The 22,054-nt window shown below is 41.5% G+C and carries 30 protein-coding genes, 1 tRNA gene and 1 pseudogene; 9 read left to right on the top strand and 23 right to left on the bottom strand.

All coding sequences use genetic code 11. The features are described 5' to 3' along the window. Positions 1 to 517 precede the first annotated feature (517 nt). From ACFINC_RS02365 to ACFINC_RS02340, 6 genes and pseudogenes are all read right to left on the bottom strand, one after another. Complete coding sequence (locus ACFINC_RS02365; protein ID WP_375615926.1) at positions 518 to 910, bottom strand: helix-turn-helix domain-containing protein; 393 nt, start codon at positions 908 to 910, stop codon at positions 518 to 520. A 192-nt stretch (positions 911 to 1,102) separates the two neighbouring features. Beyond that, positions 1,103 to 1,513 (bottom strand): annotated as a pseudogene (locus ACFINC_RS02360) (helix-turn-helix domain-containing protein). 281 nt (positions 1,514 to 1,794) lie between these two features. Further along, a complete protein-coding gene (locus tag ACFINC_RS02355) occupies positions 1,795 to 2,379 on the bottom strand; it encodes a helix-turn-helix domain-containing protein (RefSeq protein WP_375615925.1) in 585 nt (194 codons plus the stop codon). Positions 2,380 to 2,614: 235 nt separating this feature from the next. Next, complete coding sequence (locus ACFINC_RS02350) at positions 2,615 to 3,007, bottom strand: hypothetical protein (RefSeq protein WP_375615924.1); 393 nt, start codon at positions 3,005 to 3,007, stop codon at positions 2,615 to 2,617. Between the two features lie 32 nt (positions 3,008 to 3,039). After that, positions 3,040 to 4,335 carry a UDP-N-acetylglucosamine 1-carboxyvinyltransferase gene (murA, locus tag ACFINC_RS02345; protein WP_375615923.1) on the bottom strand — a complete coding sequence of 432 codons (1,296 nt, stop codon included), beginning with the start codon at positions 4,333 to 4,335 and terminating at the stop codon, positions 3,040 to 3,042. Between the two features lie 160 nt (positions 4,336 to 4,495). Next, positions 4,496 to 4,669 carry a hypothetical protein gene (locus ACFINC_RS02340; RefSeq protein WP_375615922.1) on the bottom strand — a complete coding sequence of 58 codons (174 nt, stop codon included), beginning with the start codon at positions 4,667 to 4,669 and terminating at the stop codon, positions 4,496 to 4,498. A gap of 176 nt (positions 4,670 to 4,845) precedes the next feature. Between ACFINC_RS02340 and ACFINC_RS02335 the strand changes: the two genes are divergently transcribed. Continuing rightward, positions 4,846 to 4,920 (top strand) — tRNA-Thr (locus ACFINC_RS02335). A 2-nt stretch (positions 4,921 to 4,922) separates the two neighbouring features. Here the strand turns inward: ACFINC_RS02335 and ACFINC_RS02330 are convergent. From ACFINC_RS02330 to ACFINC_RS02315, 4 genes are all read right to left on the bottom strand, one after another. Continuing rightward, positions 4,923 to 5,126, bottom strand: coding sequence for a hypothetical protein (locus ACFINC_RS02330; RefSeq protein WP_375615921.1), 204 nt, complete (start codon positions 5,124 to 5,126; stop codon positions 4,923 to 4,925). Then, positions 5,113 to 5,292, bottom strand: a complete 180-nt coding sequence (locus ACFINC_RS02325) for a hypothetical protein (RefSeq protein ID WP_375615920.1) — start codon at positions 5,290 to 5,292, stop codon at positions 5,113 to 5,115. Before ACFINC_RS02325 ends, ACFINC_RS02330 begins: the two co-directional genes overlap by 14 nt. A gap of 282 nt (positions 5,293 to 5,574) precedes the next feature. Continuing rightward, positions 5,575 to 5,712, bottom strand: coding sequence for a hypothetical protein (locus ACFINC_RS02320; protein WP_375615919.1), 138 nt, complete (start codon positions 5,710 to 5,712; stop codon positions 5,575 to 5,577). Between the two features lie 314 nt (positions 5,713 to 6,026). Then, complete coding sequence (locus ACFINC_RS02315) at positions 6,027 to 6,215, bottom strand: hypothetical protein (RefSeq protein WP_375615918.1); 189 nt, start codon at positions 6,213 to 6,215, stop codon at positions 6,027 to 6,029. 489 nt (positions 6,216 to 6,704) lie between these two features. On the opposite strand from ACFINC_RS02315, the gene ACFINC_RS02310 reads away from it, so the two are divergent. The 4 genes from ACFINC_RS02310 (at position 6,705) to ACFINC_RS02295 (ending at position 9,539) form a co-directional block, all read left to right on the top strand. Further along, a complete protein-coding gene (locus ACFINC_RS02310) occupies positions 6,705 to 7,442 on the top strand; it encodes a hypothetical protein (protein WP_375615917.1) in 738 nt (245 codons plus the stop codon). 263 nt (positions 7,443 to 7,705) lie between these two features. Continuing rightward, positions 7,706 to 8,068: a hypothetical protein gene (locus tag ACFINC_RS02305; protein ID WP_375615916.1), complete on the top strand. Its 363-nt coding sequence runs from the start codon at positions 7,706 to 7,708 to the stop codon at positions 8,066 to 8,068. A 184-nt stretch (positions 8,069 to 8,252) separates the two neighbouring features. Next, positions 8,253 to 8,795, top strand: a complete 543-nt coding sequence (locus ACFINC_RS02300) for a hypothetical protein (protein WP_375615915.1) — start codon at positions 8,253 to 8,255, stop codon at positions 8,793 to 8,795. 228 nt (positions 8,796 to 9,023) lie between these two features. Beyond that, positions 9,024 to 9,539 (top strand): DnaJ domain-containing protein, encoded by a 516-nt coding sequence (locus tag ACFINC_RS02295; protein ID WP_375615914.1) that lies wholly within the window; start codon positions 9,024 to 9,026, stop codon positions 9,537 to 9,539. Positions 9,540 to 9,691: 152 nt separating this feature from the next. Here the strand turns inward: ACFINC_RS02295 and ACFINC_RS02290 are convergent, their stop codons facing one another. The 6 genes from ACFINC_RS02290 to ACFINC_RS02265 form a co-directional block, all read right to left on the bottom strand. Further along, on the bottom strand, positions 9,692 to 9,979 hold the full coding sequence (locus tag ACFINC_RS02290; RefSeq protein ID WP_375615913.1) for a hypothetical protein: 288 nt from the start codon (positions 9,977 to 9,979) through the stop codon (positions 9,692 to 9,694). A 209-nt stretch (positions 9,980 to 10,188) separates the two neighbouring features. Further along, entirely contained in the window at positions 10,189 to 10,356 is a 168-nt protein-coding gene (locus tag ACFINC_RS02285; RefSeq protein WP_375615912.1) for a hypothetical protein, read from the bottom strand. Positions 10,357 to 10,458: 102 nt separating this feature from the next. Beyond that, complete coding sequence (locus ACFINC_RS02280; RefSeq protein ID WP_375615911.1) at positions 10,459 to 10,641, bottom strand: hypothetical protein; 183 nt, start codon at positions 10,639 to 10,641, stop codon at positions 10,459 to 10,461. Between the two features lie 35 nt (positions 10,642 to 10,676). Further along, positions 10,677 to 11,447, bottom strand: a complete 771-nt coding sequence (locus ACFINC_RS02275; RefSeq protein WP_375615910.1) for a lambda exonuclease family protein — start codon at positions 11,445 to 11,447, stop codon at positions 10,677 to 10,679. A 500-nt stretch (positions 11,448 to 11,947) separates the two neighbouring features. Then, on the bottom strand, positions 11,948 to 12,337 hold the full coding sequence (locus ACFINC_RS02270) for a hypothetical protein (RefSeq protein ID WP_375615909.1): 390 nt from the start codon (positions 12,335 to 12,337) through the stop codon (positions 11,948 to 11,950). Between the two features lie 312 nt (positions 12,338 to 12,649). Then, positions 12,650 to 12,967 (bottom strand): XRE family transcriptional regulator, encoded by a 318-nt coding sequence (locus ACFINC_RS02265; RefSeq protein ID WP_273790852.1) that lies wholly within the window; start codon positions 12,965 to 12,967, stop codon positions 12,650 to 12,652. A 416-nt stretch (positions 12,968 to 13,383) separates the two neighbouring features. Between ACFINC_RS02265 and ACFINC_RS02260 the strand changes: the two genes are divergently transcribed. Beyond that, entirely contained in the window at positions 13,384 to 14,487 is a 1,104-nt protein-coding gene (locus ACFINC_RS02260) for a YdaU family protein (protein ID WP_375615908.1), read from the top strand. A gap of 125 nt (positions 14,488 to 14,612) precedes the next feature. Here ACFINC_RS02260 and ACFINC_RS02255 read toward each other — a convergent pair whose 3' ends face one another. Both ACFINC_RS02255 and ACFINC_RS02250 read right to left on the bottom strand, forming a co-directional pair. Beyond that, complete coding sequence (locus ACFINC_RS02255) at positions 14,613 to 14,801, bottom strand: hypothetical protein (RefSeq protein ID WP_375615907.1); 189 nt, start codon at positions 14,799 to 14,801, stop codon at positions 14,613 to 14,615. A 42-nt stretch (positions 14,802 to 14,843) separates the two neighbouring features. After that, a complete protein-coding gene (locus ACFINC_RS02250) occupies positions 14,844 to 15,011 on the bottom strand; it encodes a hypothetical protein (RefSeq protein WP_375615906.1) in 168 nt (55 codons plus the stop codon). A 244-nt stretch (positions 15,012 to 15,255) separates the two neighbouring features. Between ACFINC_RS02250 and ACFINC_RS02245 the strand changes: the two genes are divergently transcribed. Beyond that, a complete protein-coding gene (locus tag ACFINC_RS02245) occupies positions 15,256 to 17,955 on the top strand; it encodes a toprim domain-containing protein (protein ID WP_375615905.1) in 2,700 nt (899 codons plus the stop codon). Here the strand turns inward: ACFINC_RS02245 and ACFINC_RS02240 are convergent. From ACFINC_RS02240 to ACFINC_RS02230, 3 genes are all read right to left on the bottom strand, one after another. Continuing rightward, positions 17,946 to 18,320 carry a hypothetical protein gene (locus tag ACFINC_RS02240; RefSeq protein ID WP_375615904.1) on the bottom strand — a complete coding sequence of 125 codons (375 nt, stop codon included), beginning with the start codon at positions 18,318 to 18,320 and terminating at the stop codon, positions 17,946 to 17,948. The genes ACFINC_RS02245 and ACFINC_RS02240 overlap by 10 nt on opposite strands. 20 nt (positions 18,321 to 18,340) lie before the next feature. Continuing rightward, positions 18,341 to 18,745, bottom strand: coding sequence for a hypothetical protein (locus ACFINC_RS02235; protein WP_375615903.1), 405 nt, complete (start codon positions 18,743 to 18,745; stop codon positions 18,341 to 18,343). 484 nt (positions 18,746 to 19,229) lie between these two features. Next, positions 19,230 to 19,421 (bottom strand): hypothetical protein, encoded by a 192-nt coding sequence (locus ACFINC_RS02230; protein WP_375615902.1) that lies wholly within the window; start codon positions 19,419 to 19,421, stop codon positions 19,230 to 19,232. A gap of 73 nt (positions 19,422 to 19,494) precedes the next feature. On the opposite strand from ACFINC_RS02230, the gene ACFINC_RS02225 reads away from it, so the two are divergent. Beyond that, entirely contained in the window at positions 19,495 to 20,064 is a 570-nt protein-coding gene (locus ACFINC_RS02225) for a hypothetical protein (RefSeq protein WP_375615901.1), read from the top strand. A gap of 16 nt (positions 20,065 to 20,080) precedes the next feature. Here ACFINC_RS02225 and ACFINC_RS02220 read toward each other — a convergent pair whose 3' ends face one another. Both ACFINC_RS02220 and ACFINC_RS02215 read right to left on the bottom strand, forming a co-directional pair. Continuing rightward, positions 20,081 to 20,221, bottom strand: a complete 141-nt coding sequence (locus ACFINC_RS02220; protein WP_375615900.1) for a hypothetical protein — start codon at positions 20,219 to 20,221, stop codon at positions 20,081 to 20,083. 158 nt (positions 20,222 to 20,379) lie between these two features. Continuing rightward, entirely contained in the window at positions 20,380 to 20,583 is a 204-nt protein-coding gene (locus ACFINC_RS02215) for a hypothetical protein (RefSeq protein WP_375615899.1), read from the bottom strand. Positions 20,584 to 21,840: 1,257 nt separating this feature from the next. Here ACFINC_RS02215 and ACFINC_RS02210 point away from each other — a divergent pair. After that, positions 21,841 to 22,054, top strand: a 214-nt coding sequence (locus ACFINC_RS02210) for a hypothetical protein (protein WP_375615898.1), incomplete at its 3' end; no start/stop codon positions are given.

Raw genomic sequence — 22,054 nt, 5'->3', positions numbered from 1 at the left:
AGAACTGAAATGTTGGATGAAAAAAATAATTTTCTACAGATAAACGAAAACGAGAATGTGTGGATTTAAAATAATTCCGAATGATACATAAAAATTGACCGCCTCTCCACATCTCAAAGGAGTGAGGTTCCTAGCCATCACCAGACTGTCAATAGTCCAGCCTCTTGCGGGCGGGTTTCTCCTGCTGACCTCAATGCGATTCATTTCATAAAGCGCAACAGACAAACCCAATCCAGAAGTACTGATGACCACGATATTTAAAAACACTTAAATATGTAACGTTTTTCATGCCTTATATCACCGCTCAAAACAACGGTGTTTCACGACATAATAAGATAAGTCATTCTTTGAAAAAAGGAGAAAGGAGAAAGGAGAAAAGTTTTTATGATTTTTAAAATAGAGAAGGAGGGTCCATTGGGAAATTTCCGCGGGGGGGAAATGTTAACACCCCTTCCCTAAAAAAAGAGCCTATATAATAATTTATTATTTAGCAAGCGATTATTTAAACTTTTTACTCTCAATGAGAAATCAAACACAAAAATGCCTTCTGTTTTTGAGGTTTGAGCATTCTAAAACTTTTCAAAAGGATGTGCTCTTCTTTGCTTGAGATCTCATCATCACAAGGAAACAAGACATTGTCTTTTGTTGAGAGACCGGAGTAAAAAAAAGAAATAGGAACATTAAGAATATCGGCAATTTCCTGTAAACGCCCCGCCCCTATACGATTAGAGCCTTTTTCGTATTTTTGGATTTGTTGAAAAGTTACCCCTAACTGGCTGCCTAATTTCTTTTGCGACATTCCAAGCATTGTTCTTTTAAAGCGAATTTTTCTGCCTATCGAAATGTCATTAAAGTGTGGATTTTTAGCTTTCACTTCAAGCTCCCCTGCCGGTTGCGAGCGCCCTCGCATTGGTATTCCGGGAGTCAAAAACACTGAATCCGAGTCAGCTTTTTTGCTTTTAGTGCTAGAGCGCACCTGGACATAGCAAAAACTCCCGGAATCTCGCGATACTTATAAAGCAGGCTAATGTTTCATCTTGGATTTTCAGGCTTTGGGTTCCACCATTCAACCACACTGTACGACGAGAACCCTGGTGCTTGTTCATAAAATAATTTCTGGAGACCAGCAATAAAAATTAAAACAGTGTTTTTATCTCATGAGACAATCAAACACAAAATTGCCTTCTGTTTTTGAGGTTTGAGCTCTCTAAAACTTTTCAAAAGAATGTGCTCTTCTTTACTTGCGATCCCTTCATCACAGCAATACAAGGCATTTTCTTTTGTCGAGAGATCGGAGTAGAAAAAAGAAATGGGAACATTGAGAATATCAGCAATTTCCTGTAAACGCCCCGCCCCCTATACGATTAGAGCCTTTTTCATATTTTTGGATTTGTTGAAAAGTCACCCCTAACTGACTGCCTAATTTCTTTTGCGACATTCCCAGCATTGTTCTTTTAAAGCGAATTTTTCTGCCTATCGAAATATCGTTAAAGTGTGGATTTTTAGCTTTCACTTCAAGCTCCCCTGCCGGTTGCGAGCGCCTCTTATGCGTATTCCGGGAGTCTGAAAGTACTGAGTTCAGTCAGCTTTTTTTGCTTTTAGTGCTAGAGCGCACCTGGACATGGCAAAAACTCCCGGAATCTCGCGATACTTATAAAGCAGGCTAATGTTTCATCTTGGATTTTCAGGCTTTGGGTTCCACCATTCAACCACACTGTACGACGAGAACCCTAGTGCTTGTTCATAAAATAATTTCTGGAGACCAGCAATAAAATTTAAAACAGTGTTTTTATCTCATGAGACAATCAAACACAAAATTGCCTTCTGCTTTTTAGGTTTGAGCTCTCTAAAACTTTTCAAAAGGATATGCTCTTCTTTACTTGAAATCCTTTCATCACAGCAATACAAGACATTTTCTTTTGTAGAGAGATCGGAGTAGAAAAAAGAAATAGGAACATTGAGAATATCGGCAATTTCTTGTAAACGCCCAGCTCCTATACGATTAGAGCCTTTTTCATATTTTTGGATTTGTTGAAAAGTCACCCCTAACTGACTGCCTAATTTCTTTTGCGACATTCCAAGCATTGTTCTTTTAAAGCGAATTTTTCTGCCTATCGAAATGTCGTTAAAGTGTGGATTTTTAGCTTTCACTTCAAGCTCCCCTGCCGGTTGCGAGCGCCCTCGCATTGGTATTCCGGGAGTTGAAAGAGCTGAAACTTGACTCAGCCTTTTGCTTTTAGTGCTAGAGCGCACCTGGACATAACAAAAGCTCCCGGAAATCCGGGATATCCATAAAGCTGGATAAATACGTGTCTCAAGTTTAGGGTCTTTCATTCCCTGTTGATCGCTGCGTAGACGACCAAAACATTCTCTTACCAATAAAGTAATTTCATGAAATTAGCAATAAAATTTAAAAACAGTCTTTATTTTATGAGCTCCACCCCCGCCTCTCAAACTTTTATGCCCGCTCGTAAAAACTCCAAAACCATGAAATAAAACCCACGTTTATTGAGAGGACTAATAACCCTTTATTTTTGAGATCACACCTCCCAAAAGCACACCTAACAACATATCATCCCCTCCCAAAGCCATTTTTGAGAGACATCTTACAGATTTACACTGTGATACGTTGGATTTTTGCGCCACAACGAGCCGATTTTTCTTCTAATCTCTCAAATCCACGATCAAGATGATAAACACGATTGACGATTGTTTCTCCCTTTGCTGCCAATGTAACAAGAGTAAGAGGGCTGCAATCACAAGAGAAACAACAAGCACGCAAATCCGTCGCCATGATGAGGCCCCCCCTTGCAAATTCTCTTGTTTTATGAGATGCGTTGCTCTCTCGCCCATCAAGCTTTATTTGCGCCCTCAAGCGATTGAGTTCTTGAACATGCATAAAACGATTTTCGAAAACCGTCTCTGTAATTTCGCGGGCTTCCCTCAACCCCGTGTCATGAAAGCATGCCGCCCACACAACAGCCACCCCCCAAGCAACCTCCTCCAAACTTCCCTAAATATCGACTCTCTTTAACAGATTTACACTGTAATGCGTTGAATTTTGGCACCACAACGAGCCAATTTTTCTTCTAACCTCTCAAATCCACGATCAAGATGATAGACACGATTGACGATTGTTTCTCCCTTTGCCGCCAATGCTGCAATCACAAGAGAAACAGAAGCGCGCAAATCAGTCGCCATGACGGGAGCCCCTTGCAAATTCTCTGTTCCATAAACAGTTGCCGTCTGCCCATCAAGCTTTATCTCTGCCCCTAAACGATTAAGTTCCTGAACATGCATAAAACGATTTTCGAAAACTGTCTCTGTAATATGCGCGATTCCTTCAGCCCGTGTCATGAGCGCCATGAATTGCGCTTGGAGATCGGTTGGAAAAGCAGGATAAGGTCCTGTTTTAATATCAACGGGCATAATTTTGGTGTTCTTTGGATTTCGCTTAACGTGAATTCCTTGAGGTTCTATGTGAATCTCGAGTCCTGTTTTTTGAAGCACCTTAAGCACTTTTGTAAGATGATTAGGATTTGCATTTTTAAGAAAGACGTCTCCTCCCGTCATAGCAACAGCCATTGCATATGTCCCCGCTTCGATTCGATCAGCAATAACGCGTACTCTAGCACCGTTGAGTTTTTTAACCCCTTCAATTGTAAGCGTTGTTGTTCCTTCACCGGTTATTTGAGCCCCCATAGCATTCAGGGTTCGAATAAGGTTTGTCACTTCTGGCTCACAAGCCGCATTCTCAAGAGTGGTTGTTCCCTTTGCCATTGTCGCGGCCATCAGCAGCACATGGGTTCCACCAACAGTGACTTTAGGGAAACGATAGTGAGCACCTTTTAACCCCTTTAGCGCTTTTGCATGAACATATCCATTTTCGATAGTAATCTGTGCGCCTAAAGTTTTAAGTCCCTCAAGGATAAAATCGACGGGTCTTGTTCCAATAGCGCACCCTCCAGGAAGCGAAACATAAGCCTCTGCGCATCGTGCAAGCAGTGGTCCGATAACCCAAAAGCTTGCACGCATTTTTTTCACCAGTTCATATGGCGCCCGTGTTGTGGCTATTTTTTGCGCCGTAAAATGAATTGTTCTTGAATTCACACATTCATCGTTAAACTCTTGTCCATCAACGGCATATCCAACACCATGATTATTGAGAATACGAATAAGCAATTCAACATCGGCCAGATGAGGAATATTTTCTAAAGTAAGCGTTTCTTCTGTCAAAAGCGCTGCAATCATAAGAGGCAATGCAGCATTTTTTGCCCCTGAGATAGGAATTGTTCCCTTAAGTTTTTCTCCCCCAACAATTTGAATAGAATCCATAGTGTTTTCCCTCTTTTCCTTTGTGCCTGCCCTTCCAAAGGATTGTCCCCCTTCGGGAAGTTATGCTTTATTAATCGTTTTAGAACGCATTCTAAATATGAGAACAAATTATTGAGACGTTTGGTTGCAAAGATGCTCTAAAAAAAACATTTTTTTCTTTTTAAAGATCTGATTGCGCTCTTTTTCGACTTTGCTCTTTTCGACGTTTCAGGTTTTGACGCAATTGTTGCGCCAATCTTTCTTGACGACGTTTTGCTTTTTCGTCTTGATGATTGATTTCATCGTGTTGATGATTGATTTCATCGTGCTTTTGTTTTTGATACATTTGTGTCATTGCGCAACCTTTTGAACAATGTTGAGCTTCTATCCAAGCAACTCATGATCTTAAATATTTAAGAATATAAGAAATATATGTCATGACATAAGATACGTTTTCTTGCAAGAATATACAAATGTTCTCTTGCCTATTTTCTAACAATATGGCACAAGACAGCGCAAAGATTGAAAACGGCTGCGGTAGCTCAGTGGTAGAGCACTCCCTTGGTAAGGGAGAGGTCGAGAGTTCAATCCTCTCTCGCAGCACCATTCTATTTTTCTTCTTCTGCTTCTCTCTTCTTGTCCTTATAAATCTTCCCTATAAGCCTAAATCTTTTCCCCCAACCTTCATCGGCTTCATCAAATCCTCCATCCTTTAAACCATGCGTTTCAATGGCTTCAAAATCAATAGCCTCAATGACACGCTTAATCTCTAAAATGCCTTGCGAACGGCTTTTAAAATTAACCGCCCCCAAAGAATAGTCCCGCTCCTATTGGCTTCCCCTTTTTTCCTTGTCTCTCCCCCTCTTTCCTTTCTGTAAGATTTGCCCTATCCTCCACTTTGCCAAGCCTCACTGTTGCAACAGCTCTTGGCACTTGAGACGGTATAGGCATTTTTATTTCTTGAATATTTTCCCTCACAAGCTCACCCCGCTTGTAATATGCAGACAAACGATTTTACTTGATTCAATATAAGAGCGTCTGAATAAGAAGGGTTGAAATAAGAACATCTCACACTATTTCGGGCTCTCATTGAAATTCAAATTAAATCTCAATAATGAATTATTATAAACTCATTGTTTGAATACATCCCATTGATACCTTTATCCGCCCCAAAACGAATAATCTTATCTTTCTAGCCTCTCTACCCACCTCAAGCAACACAAGTATTCCCTCTAAAAATTAGAATAAGCTTCATCGATCCTATTCGTCATTTACAACAAATCTAACAGAGCCATTTCCAGAACCTCCTCTCAACGCCTTTCCCATTCTCCCCGCCCCTTGGCAAAAGCAAAAACCAAACAGTGATAAAGCCCCCTCAATAAAGCTTTCACTAAGCACCCCACGCTCCCATATGGCAAACATCCCATATGACAAACATCTCATATGACAGGCATCCCCATATACTAGGCATCCTATATGGCAGCAAATTGATAGCCCGCCTTTTCAAAGAAGATCCCTCATTGCCAATTTTATACACTATGATTTTCCACGTGCTCTAAGCCATCCCTCTTTCAACATGCATCTTTTTTACACGAATACTTTGATTGATACGGATAGAGTTATTCCTCTTGCATAAGAACCCGAAGAGCAAAAAATTCTCTCCCTCTGTTCTTCTTTCCCTCTGTTCTATTGAAATCAATCACCCTCTTCGCTTATAGTTCACAAGCAGAAAGATCCGTATGGCGTAAAACTTTCCAAGAAAAGCATATCTCTTCGTAAGAAGCCCCCCAGTAAACGAGATTATGAATCGTCTCAAGAGCTACAGCCCATGCCGCAATTTTGGCAACATTCCCCAAATAGTACCAACTTACTTTTTCATAAAGTAAAGATAGGGTGCGCAATGTTTATAATCTACGGGGTTTTATAACCTCTAGGGTTTATAATTTACGGGGCTTTATCGTTATACCCCTCACGATATTATTCACAAGCGCCAGTATGAAATTTATGAACGCCGGCATGAAATGGGTGTGAAATGAGCTTAGAGCGAGATATCTTTATTAAAACAAGTGCGTGAATGTACAAGAACAAGTATATTTCATTTGGAGTATTTTGGATATTCCCTACTCTCCCCACCCTAGGACAACCATTTTGGCTACAGATCCCCCTTATATTTTCTGCATATTTTCTGCTGTCATACCTCCTCCAATAAGCTAAAACCCCACATATGCGGGGTTTTAGCCTGTACCAAACCTTTATTTAGATACATTATGATCACTATAACCATTTTTATTAAATACGTTTTTTACGTATATTTTCAACACAAAAATAACACATATTGATTTATTCAACAGAAATCAGTTAAATATTCATGATAATCATTAAAGGTTAAAATGATAAAATTATTATCTAAAACGTACGTTATAATATCTATAACGTTTTTTTCTGTATTCATATTATTGGGTTGTACTAAAGTAAGAAATCTCGCTGAATACGATAGGCTTTACGAAAAATATGTCCATGAAAATTACACTCGTTTAGAATATTCTCAGAAATTAGAAAAAGCAAAAAAAGAGGTAGAATATTTAAAAGCGTATATGGAAAAAACTGTAGATATACCCCATGACAAAAGTCAATTTTGGAAATATTTAATAACATTGCCCCGTAATCCTCCAGAATTCAATATTTTAAGACATTATCACATATTGCTTGTTTTTTGTGGACGCTTTTTTGATTTATGGCAAGGTGATAAAACGATGCCCACACTTACATTTAACGACTTACCAACAAGACTGAAGGATTTTAAAGCTAACGGGATGAAATACAGGAAAGATTGGGATTATATAGAAAATATTTTCTTCCAAGCAAAGTTTGAAACAAACTTTGATGATCCAATGTTTGCGTATGCAGAAAAATTTTTGGATTCTCCCAATGGCATTAGTCGAAAAGAACAAACTCTTCAGACAGAGCAGCTCATCATAGGCAATGAACTCACTCGTTTTAGAAACACAGCAACAATGTGCGTTATGGCTAGAGAGGTATACCTTAAAATGATGCCCAAAGAAGATGTAAAACCGCCCGTAAGATATAGCACTTTTGAAAAATGGAAGCAGTATTTAAAAAATCTTTAAACGGATAATAAAACGCCTTTCAAAATACTTCTAAAGAACCATTAAGCCCTCTCACAATGACTATAATCAAGCACTAAGAGGGTATAAAAAACAATGTTAATTAAACAGTCTTTATTGAGAAGCGTCTTAATTATCGCTCTTTTAACAATGCATCTTTTTTATTCTTCAAAGGGATATACTCATTCGAATGAAGTGTTCTCTTCAAAAGAAATTACAGAAAGAGAGAGATTCTTCCGCATTTTCCTTGTTAATGGAAGTCGCTGGTGGGAAGAAAAATTCTACCAAATTCTCTGGATAGAAAAAACATTTTTTTGGAAAATAAGCGGCAGTTATCGCAACCGCTCTATGAAAAACATGTCAATATAATAAAAAAATGGCAGAATATAATCAAAAAACGACATCATGTATTTAATACTCTGTGCACCCTTATAGAATTAGAAATAGATGCAATGCGACATGTGAATGAAGCAAAACACTCTCATGAGCATACAGATCTCTCAAACCTTATGAAACACATAGAGACATATCAAGAGCGTATAGCTAAAAACAAGAAAGAACTTGAGAAACTTGATCATGAAATTGAGATCTTATACAAAGTTATCATAGAGTATACAAAATTACCATAAACTTTGATCTATTCATTCCATAACTTTATGAAAAGTGCTTCTCAAAGGGTCCCCTGTATTTTCAAGCGTTTTGAACTATCTATCGCCATCTTTAGATACAGAGTGCCAAAGTACAGTAACGTTATCATACAATTTGTTGTATTTTACCAACACAAAATAACACATATTGATTTATTCAACAGAAATGACTTATAAAAGCTCATCAGAAACAAACGACAATAAATACCTTATGTTTAAACACTTTATTTTCTTCGCTATCGTAATAAGCGCTGTTTTATTTACGCATCATACAACGAGTGGATGTACAACAGATGGTCTTTTTGTTGGAAGTACTTCTCCGATCAATTGTATTTCAAAAGAATATATAAGACAGAAAATAAAAAAGAAGCTATTGGAAAAAGAACGCGAAAGAGAATGGTTAGAGCTTGAACAATTTTCTGTTAGCGCTTGTCCAGGTGAAAAATTTCCTGTTTATCATGGCTTTTCTATTATCGATTGTGTTTCAGAGGAAGAACTAAAACAAAATCGTTTTAATAATGAAATCAATATAATGAAATTATTCATGCAATGGTTTATCGTAGCATTCGTAATAACAACGATAATGTCTGTTCCCATAAGTTTACTTTGGCGTTTTAGATTTAAGGTTCCTGCCTGTTTATTTACAATAATGACAACCTTGGCTATTATTGCCGTCCCTTTTACATTTGATTTATCGTCTCTCTTTTAATCTATTTTTGTAAAAAAATATTTCTAAAATATTAAAAACACCCTGCATTTTTAAGCGTTTTGAACTGTATCTCCTCTCATCTAGATACAGTATAATCACTATAGCCATTTTCATTAAACATGTTTTTGCACATATTTTTAACACAAAAATAACACATATTAATACATTCAAAGGGGATCAATTAAACGATCTTATAAAAGAAGAGCAATATACAAGTGGCTGTATTTAATGATAGTAAATGAAGACGATTATTATGGAATTCTTGGTGTAAGCTACGAATGCAATGATAAACAGATAAAATCTTCTTTTCGTAAATTAGCTCTGCAATACCACCCTGATCATAATTCTAGTACCGAAGCAGAACAAAAATTCAGAAAAATTTGTGAAGCCTATGAAGTTCTTAAAGATCCTCAAAAGAGAGCTGCTTACAATCAGTTCTATCATGAAACTTTTAAAGATAATGACAAGGCTTCTGAAATTAGTAGAAAGCAAGAGAACGGACGACAAGATAATACCGAGCATGTAATTGGTAGTATCATGAATGTAATTTTCATTATTTGTGGAATAATACCTATAATGTGTTATATAATTTCATTTTTTACGTGGAATATACCACTAGGAATAATAAGTATAGGGTTATTAATTTTCATCAGTATAAAAGGATATTTGGTAAATATTGGTGCATTTATCTTCGGGATCATACTAATATCATTTATCAAAGTTATATGGAGAAGTATCTATTGATCAGTGCTTTTGAAGAGCTTTAAGATCACCCCCACAGTGAATTCACAAGGTGTGGTAATTTTTGATTTTCTATAACAAGGGATTGTCGAGAGCCATAAAGGTTGTCGCGTTTTTATCCGTTCTTTTCTTATTCTCCCGTTTCCTCCACCCCTCTATTTTTTTCCACAACCCGCCCCCCAATCTTTCCCCCAATAAGCCCACTTGACTCCACACAGACTTTTTCTCATGCCCCTACATCCTTTTCCCATATCGGCTAAAAAACGCCCCTCAAACGACTCTTTCTTAATGAACAAAAGTACCACAAGGACCATTTCCTCTCCAATGAAAAAGCACTTGTCCGGCAACTTAGCCATCATGGGGGGGACTTTCATCGCGCCCCCGAACACGCCCCACCACAAAAGCACCCAGAAGCCCCCCGTTGTCCCAATACGTCTAAACAAGCTTTAACGACCTCCCCCATCAAACACCTCTTTCCATTTTTCAGCATGCTTTACGTATCATTCCAAGCTCCCTACTTGCGTTGCCGCAAAAACACAAAAACCGGCTCTTTTCCCCCTTGAACGTGCCTTTTTATAGGTTGGAAACCTGTCTGTACTGCTGCTTCTCTTCCCCCTAAGCCTCATTTTTGTTCTCCAGCATGCTTTCCGTGTCACTCCAAGCCACTGGATGAAGACCTGCCCCCTTCATCCCCACCATTTCCTCCTCTTCCCGCTCCAACATTTCTCTTCCCAAAGCCGCGTATCTCCCCCTTTTCCATATAGGCTAAGAAAATCCCCCAAGCCCCCGCAAAGCTCTCTCCCCCCAAGAACGAAAGCATAACGTACACCATTGTCACAGCAATAAAAAAGCAATTGGCCCATCATTGCTGCTCCCCCACAGTACTCACCACAAAAGCACCCAAAATCACACCACCATGTCTCTAAACACTTGGTCCTACTCCCATTCTCGTTTTCCCCTCCAGCAATACCGCGCCGCCTTGCATGCGCTCCAAGCTCCCCGCTTTTACCCCCCCATTGTCCCAATATGCTTTCACATTCATAGCCAAGCTCTTTGTGCTCCCTGCACTCTTTGCGCCCCCTTGTTTGGCACCCTCTTCCAACATATGCTTTGCTCTTTTCCCCCTCTGCTCTTTCCTTTTTATAGAACTTTGCCTCTCCTTAACGCTACACAAGATCCCTTTCTTCCCCTCTTGCGTCTCATTCTTGTTTTGCCCTCCAGCATACGTCTTGCATGCGCTCCAAGCTCCCCGCTTTCTCTCTCCTTCAAAGCAATTTCTGTTCTTATGTGAAAACCCGTCTCAACCGATTTAATTTGCTGTACCATCTTCTCCAACGCCTCATTAAAACGGCTAATTTCATTTTCAAGCTTGCAAATATAGGCTTCATCACGATAAGCCCGTTTAATCAAAGGTGGCATATTTGGCCAATAGAGCATTAAATCCACCCATTCGCGTTGAGAAATCCATAACCCTCCTTGACATTGTGCTTTATGTTCTGCTGGAAAGCCCTTTTGCATGAAATGAGGAATTAAAATTTCAGGTTTTTTTGTTTTAATTTCCAACAATCCATTTTTTCCAACAAAAGCATCGGGAGAAAATCCTTGTCCGCGATCATCAGCCAAAACAAAGCCAATACATTCAGGTTCTGTATGTGTCAGTTTCCCATAAAGCTGTCGCGCGCTTGGTTCTAATTCAGTCCCACGTCGCTGAGAAAGTGTTGTCCCTTCATCAACGGTTTTTCCGGTAATTCTTTCTCCCGCCAATTTCATCATCACACTCTGATAGCGTGACGTTTTTTGCCCTTGTTTTGTTCGTGCCATCACCATCTCAAACAACGAAGCCGTAATCAAACCATTACGCACTTGCTTCCATTCCTCTGTTCCTTGAATACAATCGATAATGATTGGCATAGTATTTCTCCCCTTCATCTTTAAAGTGTTTTTTTTGCAACATATTCTCTTTGAAACATTCATATCTTTTAAGATGCATTCCCCACTAAGAATGACAGCATCCTTAAATATTCTGCTGCTGAAATCACAAAAGCTGTTGGAAACGCCCCCTCAACATCCCCCTCCCCACAAGTTTCTCATCCCCTCCTTTTCCATATCAGCTAAGCCCCTCCCAAGCGGCGTCCTCCCTAGACGAAAGCATAACGCGTGATATTTTCTCCTCAATAAAAAAACCACTTGCCCCTTCGGGTGTTCTCTCTTTCAACCCAGCTACTGCACGACAGAAAAATCATAGCAGAGATATTCTTCCGCCAAATTTTTTGCCATAGACAGCGCCGCTTCTTGCGAGATGAAAAGAAGAGCGTTGTGTTTTTGTGGTTCGAGTCTGATTAAATTTCGCGTGTTTCCAGCATAATAAAGTGGAAACCCTTGATAAGAAGTCTTGAGATAACTTGGCATGTTTACCACCAATAATCTGTCAAGACATCACATGGGCGTAAACGATGCTGTTTTTCATAAGAGCCATAGAGATTATCGTCATAATCGCACGCCACTCTTTCATTTAAAAAAGCATGATACGCTTCACTATTCAAAATGAAGGGCTGCAATTGTGTATTTTCTTCATTTATTTCATGATTTTCGACATAAAAATCCGCCATTTGTTCGGTAACATCTTCAGCATGAGAAGTTATCAGATCGAGTCGTAAAACTCTATAAACAGTTTCACATTCTTCAATCAGTTCGAGCACTTCTTCGATTTCGTCGATTGGTCCTTCATAAGTACAAGGATTTTCCTCTTCGCATAAAACGACAATGATTTCATCCTCTTTAACGAATGAAATATTTTTCATGATTTCCCCCTTTAGATAGTTGATAAAGCATAGCCTTGTCTTGACAAGACTAAATATAGCGTTAGTCTTATATCCTCTATAGGAGAGATGTCAATCATTTTATCCTTCATAAAAGATATATTTTAAATATCTACGGGGTTCAAATGACATATGTAAATAAAAATCTATTATTCTTTGTTCCTCTCATACCCCTTTGTTGTTCTCTATTTGTTCTTACAAAATTGCAATTATAAACACACAGGAGAGATAAAATGAGTGACATAATATTAATAAAATACTGGAGTCGCCTTGACCCAAAAGCACAGAAGGAAGTTATTTTGAAGCTTCGTCAATTGGCCGCCGCAAAAGAGTCAAAATCGCCTGTCTCTCTTGCGGAGAGAGTTTCGAAATAAGCTCTATAAATTCTTTATCTTCAGGGCTAGCCCCTTTCCCGTAAAGAATATAATTCATACTGATATTAATTTCGTGACAAATTCGCGAGAGAGATTCGATTGTTGGTTCTTTTCCTTCAGAAAGAATAGAATGAAGGTACCCCGCGCCTTTACCGGCAGCGAGGGAGATAGATCTTTTTGACCGCCCACTTTTTTCCAAAGCGATTCTTAATCTTTGACGCCAACCATCGATATTCATAATTTCACCATATAGCGCGTCTTTTTAAAAAAACACGTCCTTTTTATAAAACGGGCTTGCATTATCCTCTAAAAAGGATAAAATTAAGGAAACAAATTTTACTTTTTAGAGGGATTTTTTTTATTTTTAGCTCATAAAAACACTTTAACCACCCTACAGGATACAAAAGACCACTCTCCAAAGCTTCTGCCCAAAAGCAAGTACGTTGAGAATGTGTTGTTCTCTGTTATTTTTTCCATCACCGCAATCTTAAATCGTAAGTTTGCATGCGCTTCAAGCACAGCCAATCATTTATAAGCGTCGTAAAGAAGCCTCTCGTCATCATCGAACAGAGCCAAAAGCAACACAAGTTAAATCCTTATTTGAGCTTTTATCATCAATAAAAATGTATAAAAAAGAAGAAAGTAGATTGCAGTATGAAACATGCTAATCAACAAGAAACTCCTCATTATGAATCGTCTAGACTTCCATATGTTTGTTGGTATCAAAATGATTTTCTAGGAGGTGTTCGTGGAATGCGCGCACACGAAATTGGAATCTATACGATTCTTCTCAATGAAATGTATGCCCGTGGCCGACCTTTAGAAATATCGGAAGAACGTTTAGCGCGTCTTTGTGGTTGTGACAAGCGAACTTTTGTTAATGTTTTAGAAATGCTCATTCAAGAGGGTAAGATTTTAAATTTAGCCAATGGGTTATGGAACCAGCGTTGCGAAAATGTTTTTCAAGAGCGAGAAAAATTGCTTGAACAAAAATCCTTTGCGGGTCGTTCTTCGGCAAAAAAGCGTAAGAAAATCAATACTGAGATTCAACAACTGCTTAACGATCGTGCAAAAGATGATGAACAAAGCTCAGAAGCTCAAAAGGCAGAAGAAAAGGAAACACCTTACGGTGTTTTAGAAAAGAAAGTTTTGTTTCATGAGACAGAACCTTGTTTTTCCTGCGAAGAGAGCTTTAAACAAAGCACGCCTTCCTCATTGTCTCTTGCTTTGCCTCTCTCTTCCCCTTCACAAGAAGAAGTAGCGTCCCCAGAAAACTGTTCCTCGCCCTTAAATGCTGCGCAAGCTGGATTCACCAGCGCCTCTATCACGCAAATTGTCACAGAAAAAAAAACAAAATCCCCCGCCAATCTCCCACATGTCAATGTCCCATCCCCCAATCTCCCACCCAGCAATCTTCCTGCCTCCATCCCGCCTTCTTCCAACAAAAAATCCTCTACCTCAGCCATTGGCAAAGGACACCGCCTTCCTGAACATTGGCAAGCAGACATTGGAGCGGCAGTTTCAGAAGGCTTGAGTGAAAGCCAAGCTCTTTGGCAAGCCAAGAAGTTTCGCGACTATTGGCAAGCCAAGAGCGGCAAAGAAGCTCTCAAAGTAGACTGGCAAGCCACATGGCGCAACTGGTTTCGCCGTGAGATCGAACGGTTAGAACAGCAAAAACATGGCAGCTCTTCATCTTTCATCTCTGAGAGCAACGACATCCTTTACCGCAGTTTGATCAACTATAGCGACAATTTTTGACATCACAAAAACAACGTATTTTTCAAGCACGCGCAGGGGGAAAAATGTTTCAAAACCACAACAGCATCGGACAAAACAACACAGAACAAAACAATGGGCGGCAAAACAACACTTGGATAAGCGCTTCACACCGTAAAACGAGTCAACATCGACCATTTTGCTCTCATCACAAAAGCATTTTCCCCACGCAAGACCCCCACAGGCACCCAAACACATGCCCCAACAGGACTCCAGCATGCACCACACTCTCCAAGGCAGATCCACACCCACCCTTCTTGCCACCGTCCTCCTTTTCCCAAGGCACCACTTCCCATGCTCTTGGCAAACAACCATCAGCAGAACTATTTCAAAAAAACTCAATGAAAAGCAAACTCTTTGGCACTCCCCCTCCACACAAGCACCCCAACAGGCATCCCCCAAACACATGCCCCAAACAGGACCAAGCATGCACCACACTCTCCAAGGCAGATCCACACCCACCCTTCTTGCCACCGTCCTCCTTTTCCCAAGGCACCACTTCCCATGCTCTTGGCAAACAACCATCAGCAGAGCCATTTCAGAAGGTTTGAGTGAGAGCCAAGCCCATTGGCAAGCCAAGAAGTTTCGCGACTATTAGCAAGAAAAGAGCGGCAAAGAAGCTCTCAAAGTAGACTAGCAAGCCCCATAGCACCACAGGACTTTACGATCAGATCAAACGGTGAGAACAGCAAAAACAGAGTCCTCACTTCTCACATCTTGAGAAAAACGACAATAATATCACGAATGACCATGAGCACAATTTTTGAAATCAAACAAAAACTTATCTCACAAGCAGATAGAATAGCAGAAATGCTTCTTCCCCAAGGGCACAAACGAGGCAACAATTGGATTGTAGGCAACACACGTGGTGAAGCTGGTCAAAGTTTATCGATTTGCTTGAGTGGTAGTAAAGCAGGACTTTGGTATGATTTTGCAGAAGGCACTGGAGGAGATCTTTTAGACCTTTGGTGTGAAGTCAAAGGCATTAGTCTCTCTCAAGCCTTAGAAGAAGCACGCGCGACTCTCAATCTGACACGCCCCAAACCCTTTATGGCGCCCCATCGTTCCTATCACCGTCCACCGGTCCCTACAGGGCGCCCCCCGCAGAATCTCGTAAAAACCTATCTCCACAAAGAACGCCACATTCCTTTAGAAATTATAAAGCGTTACCGCATAGGAGAAGATGGCGAAAAAATCATTTTTCCCTTTTATAAACCCGATGGCTCCCTTGCTTTAGTTAAAGAACGGCTTGCGCAAGTGGGAGCAAAAACAAAACCTACAGCAGCACACTGTGAACCGATTTTGTTTGGCTGGCAAGCCCTTTGCCCCTCAAACCCAGCCGCTCCACACGCGCCTCAGCACGCACCCTCAACCAACCCCGCCGCCACAAACGCACCTCAACAGGCACCCTCATCAAACCCAGCCGCTCCACACGCGTCTCAGCACGCACCCTCATCAATCCCAGCCGCTCCACACGCGTCTCAGCACGCCCCCTCATCAACCCCAACCGCCCCACATGCGCCTCAGCACGCCCCCTCATCAACCCCAACCGCCCCACATGCGCCTCAGCACGCACCCTCATCAACCCCAACCGCCCCACATGCGCCTCAACAGGCACCCTCATCAACCCCAGCCGCCACAAACGCACCTCAACAGGCACCCTCATCACCCCCAGCCGCCACGCAGGCGCCTCAACACGCACCCTCATCAAACCCAGCCGCCACAAACGCGCCTCAACAGGCACCCTCATCAAACCCAGCCGCCACAAACGCGCCTCAACAGGCACCCTCATCAACCCCAACCGCCCCACATGCGCCTCAACACGCACCCTCATCAACCCCAGCCGCCACAAACGCACCTCAACAGGCACCCTCATCACCCCCCGCCGCCACGCAGGCGCCTCAACACGCACCCTCATCAAACCCAGCCGCCACAAACGCGTCTCAGCACGCTCCCTCATCAACCCCAGCCGCCACAAACACACCTCAACAGGCACCCTCATCAAACCCAGCCGCTCCACACGCGTCTCAGCACGCCCCCTCATCAACCCCAACCGCCACAAACGCACCTCAACACGCACCCTCATCAAACCCCACCACCACAAACGCGTCTCAGCACGCTCCCTCATCAACCCCAACCGCCCCACATGCGCCTCAGCACGCTCCCTCATCAACCCCAGCCGCCACAAACGCGCTTCAGCAGGCTCCCTTAATGGAACGCGCGCCGTTTCCCCTTCTTTCTTCAACAAACCGTACCATTGTTATCACTGAAGGAGAAATTGATGCACTTTCCTTAGCCGCCTATGGATATCCGGCGGTCTCTGTCCCCTTTGGAGGAGGCAGTGGAGGAAAGCACAATTGGATTGAAAATGAATTTGATCATTTAGAAGCTTTTGAAACAATTTTTTTAGCCACCGATATGGATAAGCCTGGTGAAGAAGCAGCCCGTGAGATTGCCAACAGGCTTGGACGCCACCGTTGCTACCGTGTCCGTTTACCCCTCAAAGATGCCAATGACTGTTTAACCGCAGGGATTGATAGAGCCACCATAAAAGCAGCCTTTTCCTCAGCAAAAAGCTTTGCACCAGAAGGTTTACGGCGCGCCTCAGACTATAAAGACAAAGTCATCGGACTGTTTTGGCCAGAGCCTGAAAAACATCTTGGTTATACGGTTCCCTATCCTAAACTGAAGGACAAAGTGCATTTCCGCCCAGCAGAATTAACGCTATGGAGCGGTGCCAGTGGAGCAGGTAAAAGCCAATTGTTATCAGACTGTATTCCCCATTGGATTGCGCAAAACAGTCGGCTTTGCTTAGCGTCTCTGGAGATGAAAGGAGAACAATCGCTCCGCCGTTTAACCAAACAAACGGGCGGCTTAGAACAGCCTACAAAAGAGACAATTGAACGGATTCTTCATTTTTTAGATGAAGGGCTTATTCTTTATGAGCATGTTGGCAAATCAAGCGTTGACACCTTGCTTGATGTCTTTGACTATTGCCGTGCACGCTATGGCTGTGATCAATTTATCATCGACAGTTTGATGCGGCTTGGCATTGCCTCTGATGATTATGCAAGACAAGAACAAGCCGTTTATAAAATGGTTGATTGGGCTGTTTTAAACAGTGTGCACATTCACCTTGTCGCCCATGCCCGCAAAAGCGGTCTGGATAAAGATATCCCCAGCACAGAAGACATTAAAGGCGCCTCAGAGATTGGCGCCAATGCCTTTAACATCATCACCATTTGGCGCAATCGACCGTTAGAAGACAAAATCTTTGCCGCCTCTCTCGCACAAGAAAAAGCAGATTTAGCCAAACGCCCCGGCGTTATTATGAATATTGCCAAACAACGTTCTGGTGATTTTGAAGGCAAAATAGGGCTTTGGTTTGATCCCCAAACCTACCGCTATCGCTGTTCTTTTGAACAATCATTCCCTCGACGTTATCTGTAATACCCCACAAACCCCACTCTCTTTAAAAACGCCTCCGCTTTCACACGCACACGCCCTGCTCCCATAGAAACAACAGGAAGGATCAATCCACAAATGACGAAAAACACCCAATCCTTCGCGAACCAAAGCCCGCTCAACCCTAGTTTCTCTGCTCCCAAAGGCAAACAAAAAAAGCTCGCTCCAACAACAGCGCAAAACACCACAGCCTTGAAAAACACGCCCCACGATACAGTTCCACTGTTTGCTCCCACAACAATAAAACAAAAGGTCGCTCCAGCAATGCAAGAAATCACCACCCCCTGCCAAAACACCTCCCACGGAATAGCCGGTCGCCCCGCATCTTCATAAGCAAAACCAAGGACCATGCCAAAAATGCAGCAAAAGATCAATCCTTTTCAAAAAATGAAATCCTAAACCCAAGACGCCTTACCCCTCTATAAATAAGAGCAAGGACAAAGCCCAAAAGGACATAAAACACCCACTTGTTTGAGAACCACACCTGAGCCAAACCAAAATGCTCGGCTTGCACATAAACAAAATCAGAGACAGCAGCCAAAATGAAGCTCAACAATACCATCTTGAGGAACAAACCCTTCGTTACACCACGCCGCTGCATTACTTCATAACCCAACATAAGGAAAATACCGGGAATGCCATAAAACGCCACAGCTCGTAAAAATACGCCCCACGTCATCCCCAACGCCTTCATTTCCACATAAACAGCCACAGAGACATAAGCTACAATACAGCTAAACACCAATCCCTTCAGAGACAAAAGCCCGCGCGCCATCACTCACCTCCCTCATCAAGTCATTCAAGGAAAATCCACCATGCGACAAAACACCTCTCTTTTCAAGGCTCTAAAGCCAAGTCATAACAAGATGCTTTACACCTCTATAAACCAGCCCAATGACAAGACCCAAAAGGACATCAAAACTCCACGGGATTGAGAACCAAAGCCAGCGCCACCCCATGCGTTCAGCAACCGTATAAACAACATGAGATCCCCGCCAATAAAGTCCCCAAACACCATCCTCTTAAAAAAATTTCTGCCTTTCATGATTCCTCAAATACCTCTTATCCCACATAAATAGAAATAAAGCCCCCAAGAGGCAGAAAAACATCAACCATGGCAAAAAAACAAACCCTGCGACATCAATTCCCCCCACAGCAATAAAATCAGAAAGAATGCCCATCATGCAACAAAACGCCCATCCTTTAAAGAAGCAGAACCACAAAGAGAACAACCACAATGCAGAAAAATACCAGTCTCTTCAAAAGACAAAATACCGCGCAACATCATGCCACTCCCCCATCAAGTCACTCAAGGAAAATCCACCATGCGACAAAACACCCCTCTTTTTAAGAGCCAAATCCATGGGGCTCCCATACACAAGCGCAACAATCCAAGTCACCCCCAAGAGCGCATACCCACACGCACACTCCAACACATGTCTTCCTCTCATCCCCCTCTTTTGCCGAGAGCAAGCAACATTTTTTAAAAACGAGAATCAAAATTAAAATTTTTAAGGAGATGCTATGAGCTATCAACAGAAAAAAAATACGCAAACCTGCCCGCTTGATCATCAAAATCAAGGAAAGCACATTGGTCATTTAAAGGCGCAAGAAATCCCTGTAGAAACGAGTAATCCTTATTTTAAACCCAATCATCCAGAAAGTTCCAGTAACCCGCGCACCATCAATGCCATTGCCAATGCACAAAGCCATCCCATTGCCCTTTTATATGCCAAAGGACATCTCAGCAAAGCCCAATATAAAGCGGCAGAACGTTTTTATTTTTACTGGCGTCAAAGCCAAGCCGATCTCCACATGAGCCTTGACTACACCCGTGAAAAGGTTTCCTGTAGCCAAGGGTACACACACCCCATTGAACGTCAAATAGCAGCCTCCAATCAATTAAAAACCATTAAAGTTCAACTTGGTATTCTTGGCTATTCTCTTCTTGAGCGGGTTATAGGCTATGGACAAGTGATCAAAGAATTAAGTTCTTCAAAACGCAAACAAAACTCTCTTGCCGATCATTTACGAGATTGTTTAGACTTGCTCGCATTTCATTGGGGATATGCAAACCATAAACATTTTGAATAATCCCCCTCCTCACCATTCAGAACAACATCCCATCCTTCCCGCCCCCTCTATAAGCAAAACCAAGGGAAACAGCAATAATGCCGCAAAATGCCCCCGCCTTCAAAATCACGCTCCGCACAACCACCATACGCTCCCCTCCTTCATAAGGAACAACCAAAAAACACCGCCCTTAAGAACACAAACAGACTTTGCTCCCATATGAAGCAAAAAGAAAGGTAAATCCACAAATGACGAAAAACACCCAACCCTTTGAGAACCAAAGCGTACTCAAACCCAAGATGCTTCGCGCCCACAAAAACAAACCAAGAATAAAGCCTACAACGCAAGTAAAACATCTCCCCCGTCAAAACCACAAACAACACGCCCCCATCCTGCGTCCTCCTTCATAAACCAAATCGATGTCCCCTCCCAACACAATACAGCAAACACCGCCTCATCAAGAACACGCCCCACGCTACGCCCCACACGCCGCCCTCCCACATGCACCCAACAAGCTTCAACAACGCAGAAAAACGCCACCCCCTTCAAGAACACACCCCATGGGATAACCCCGCTCCTTCATAACCAAAAACCAAAGAGAATTCTTAAATCCCACACGCCCAACACTCCAGCCACAGCCCCCCTTGCAAACGCTTCAATCCCCTCAAGCCCTAACCTTCAAAAGACAAAACTGCACAAAACCCTAAAACCCCACACTCAATACGCATCTCCTTAAAAACAAAGAGCCTCAATCTACAGTAGTCTATCATCATGAGAGGCTTTTAAATGTATTCGTTTTTTAGAGTACATTTTGTTTAAAATTGTTGCATGCATCAACACATCTTTAAAGACAGTTCAATGGATGTCGAACTTAGAATAAGCACTCAATTGAAAAAAGTATTCATGAAATTTTAATGCACAAAAGACAAAGTTTTATTTTTTGTAATTTGTAAAAAGTATTTTTTATATTGCTATCTTTTTAATTTTCTGCTAGCCATAAAGTAATAGTTTTTTAAATTCGTTTTTTTGATATTTTCTACAACCTAATGTTGGAAATTCTCCTGTTTTTTTGAGTCCTCTGATTGTGACGGAGGACTTTTTTTATGACTGTACTTTTTTATGATTGTATTGTCTTCAATCACTTCCTTATGAGCTTTGTTATATTCCTCCATAAGATTTACCCGAAAAATAGATCATTCTTTTGTCAAATTGACTGGCGTTCCATTCTCAAAGAAAAAAGATTCTTAACTCAATCTGATCTACAAACAGCTTGGATACACTTCACCCTTAGCTTCCATTTCTCTTGGCTTTTATTCAGGGTTTTCCGCTAAACTCAAGGCGCAACAGAAGCTTGCTCTGTCCTAAAGATTCACCACGCCCTTAAAAAAACACTAAAACATATCCAAGCAAGCTTGTCCAAGGAAGCTTGCTTCATATCACCAAACCTCACATGACAGTGTTTTACGACATAACACAATGACTTAACTATTGGATAACTTTCTTTATCGCATAGTCCACAAACAGGTTGATGTATCACGATAATACATTGATTTATAATCACAATATCCCGTTATCCATATTAAAACCCGTTATTCATATAAAATTAAGGGACCCGGATATCATAGGAATTCTCTCATTTTAAATTTATTTCATGTTGCATCAATCAACACCTTGTCTTTTCCACATTACAAACATGAGAGACATATGAAATAAAACACTTCAAAGATAAAGAATCAAAATGCCTCTTATGAAGACGCTCAAAAGCCAAAGGCTATCATCACATGAGGCGCGAATAGTATGATAGTGTGCTGGCTTTCCCCTTATGAGATTTTAAAGAAGGGCTTATCCACTTCACAAGAGATTTCTCCATTATCAGATTCATCAACATCCCCAATCACCAACATCCCCAATCACCAACATCCCCAATCACCAATATCCCCAATCACCAATATCCCCAATCACCAATATCCCCAATCACCAATATCCCCAATCACCAATATCCCCAATCACC

It is taken from the genome of Bartonella sp. AP58NXGY (assembly GCF_042195785.1).
Classification (GTDB): Bacteria; Pseudomonadota; Alphaproteobacteria; order Rhizobiales; family Rhizobiaceae; genus Bartonella.
Note: the sequence above shows the minus strand (reverse complement) of the source record. Positions and strands in the feature narration are given on the sequence as shown.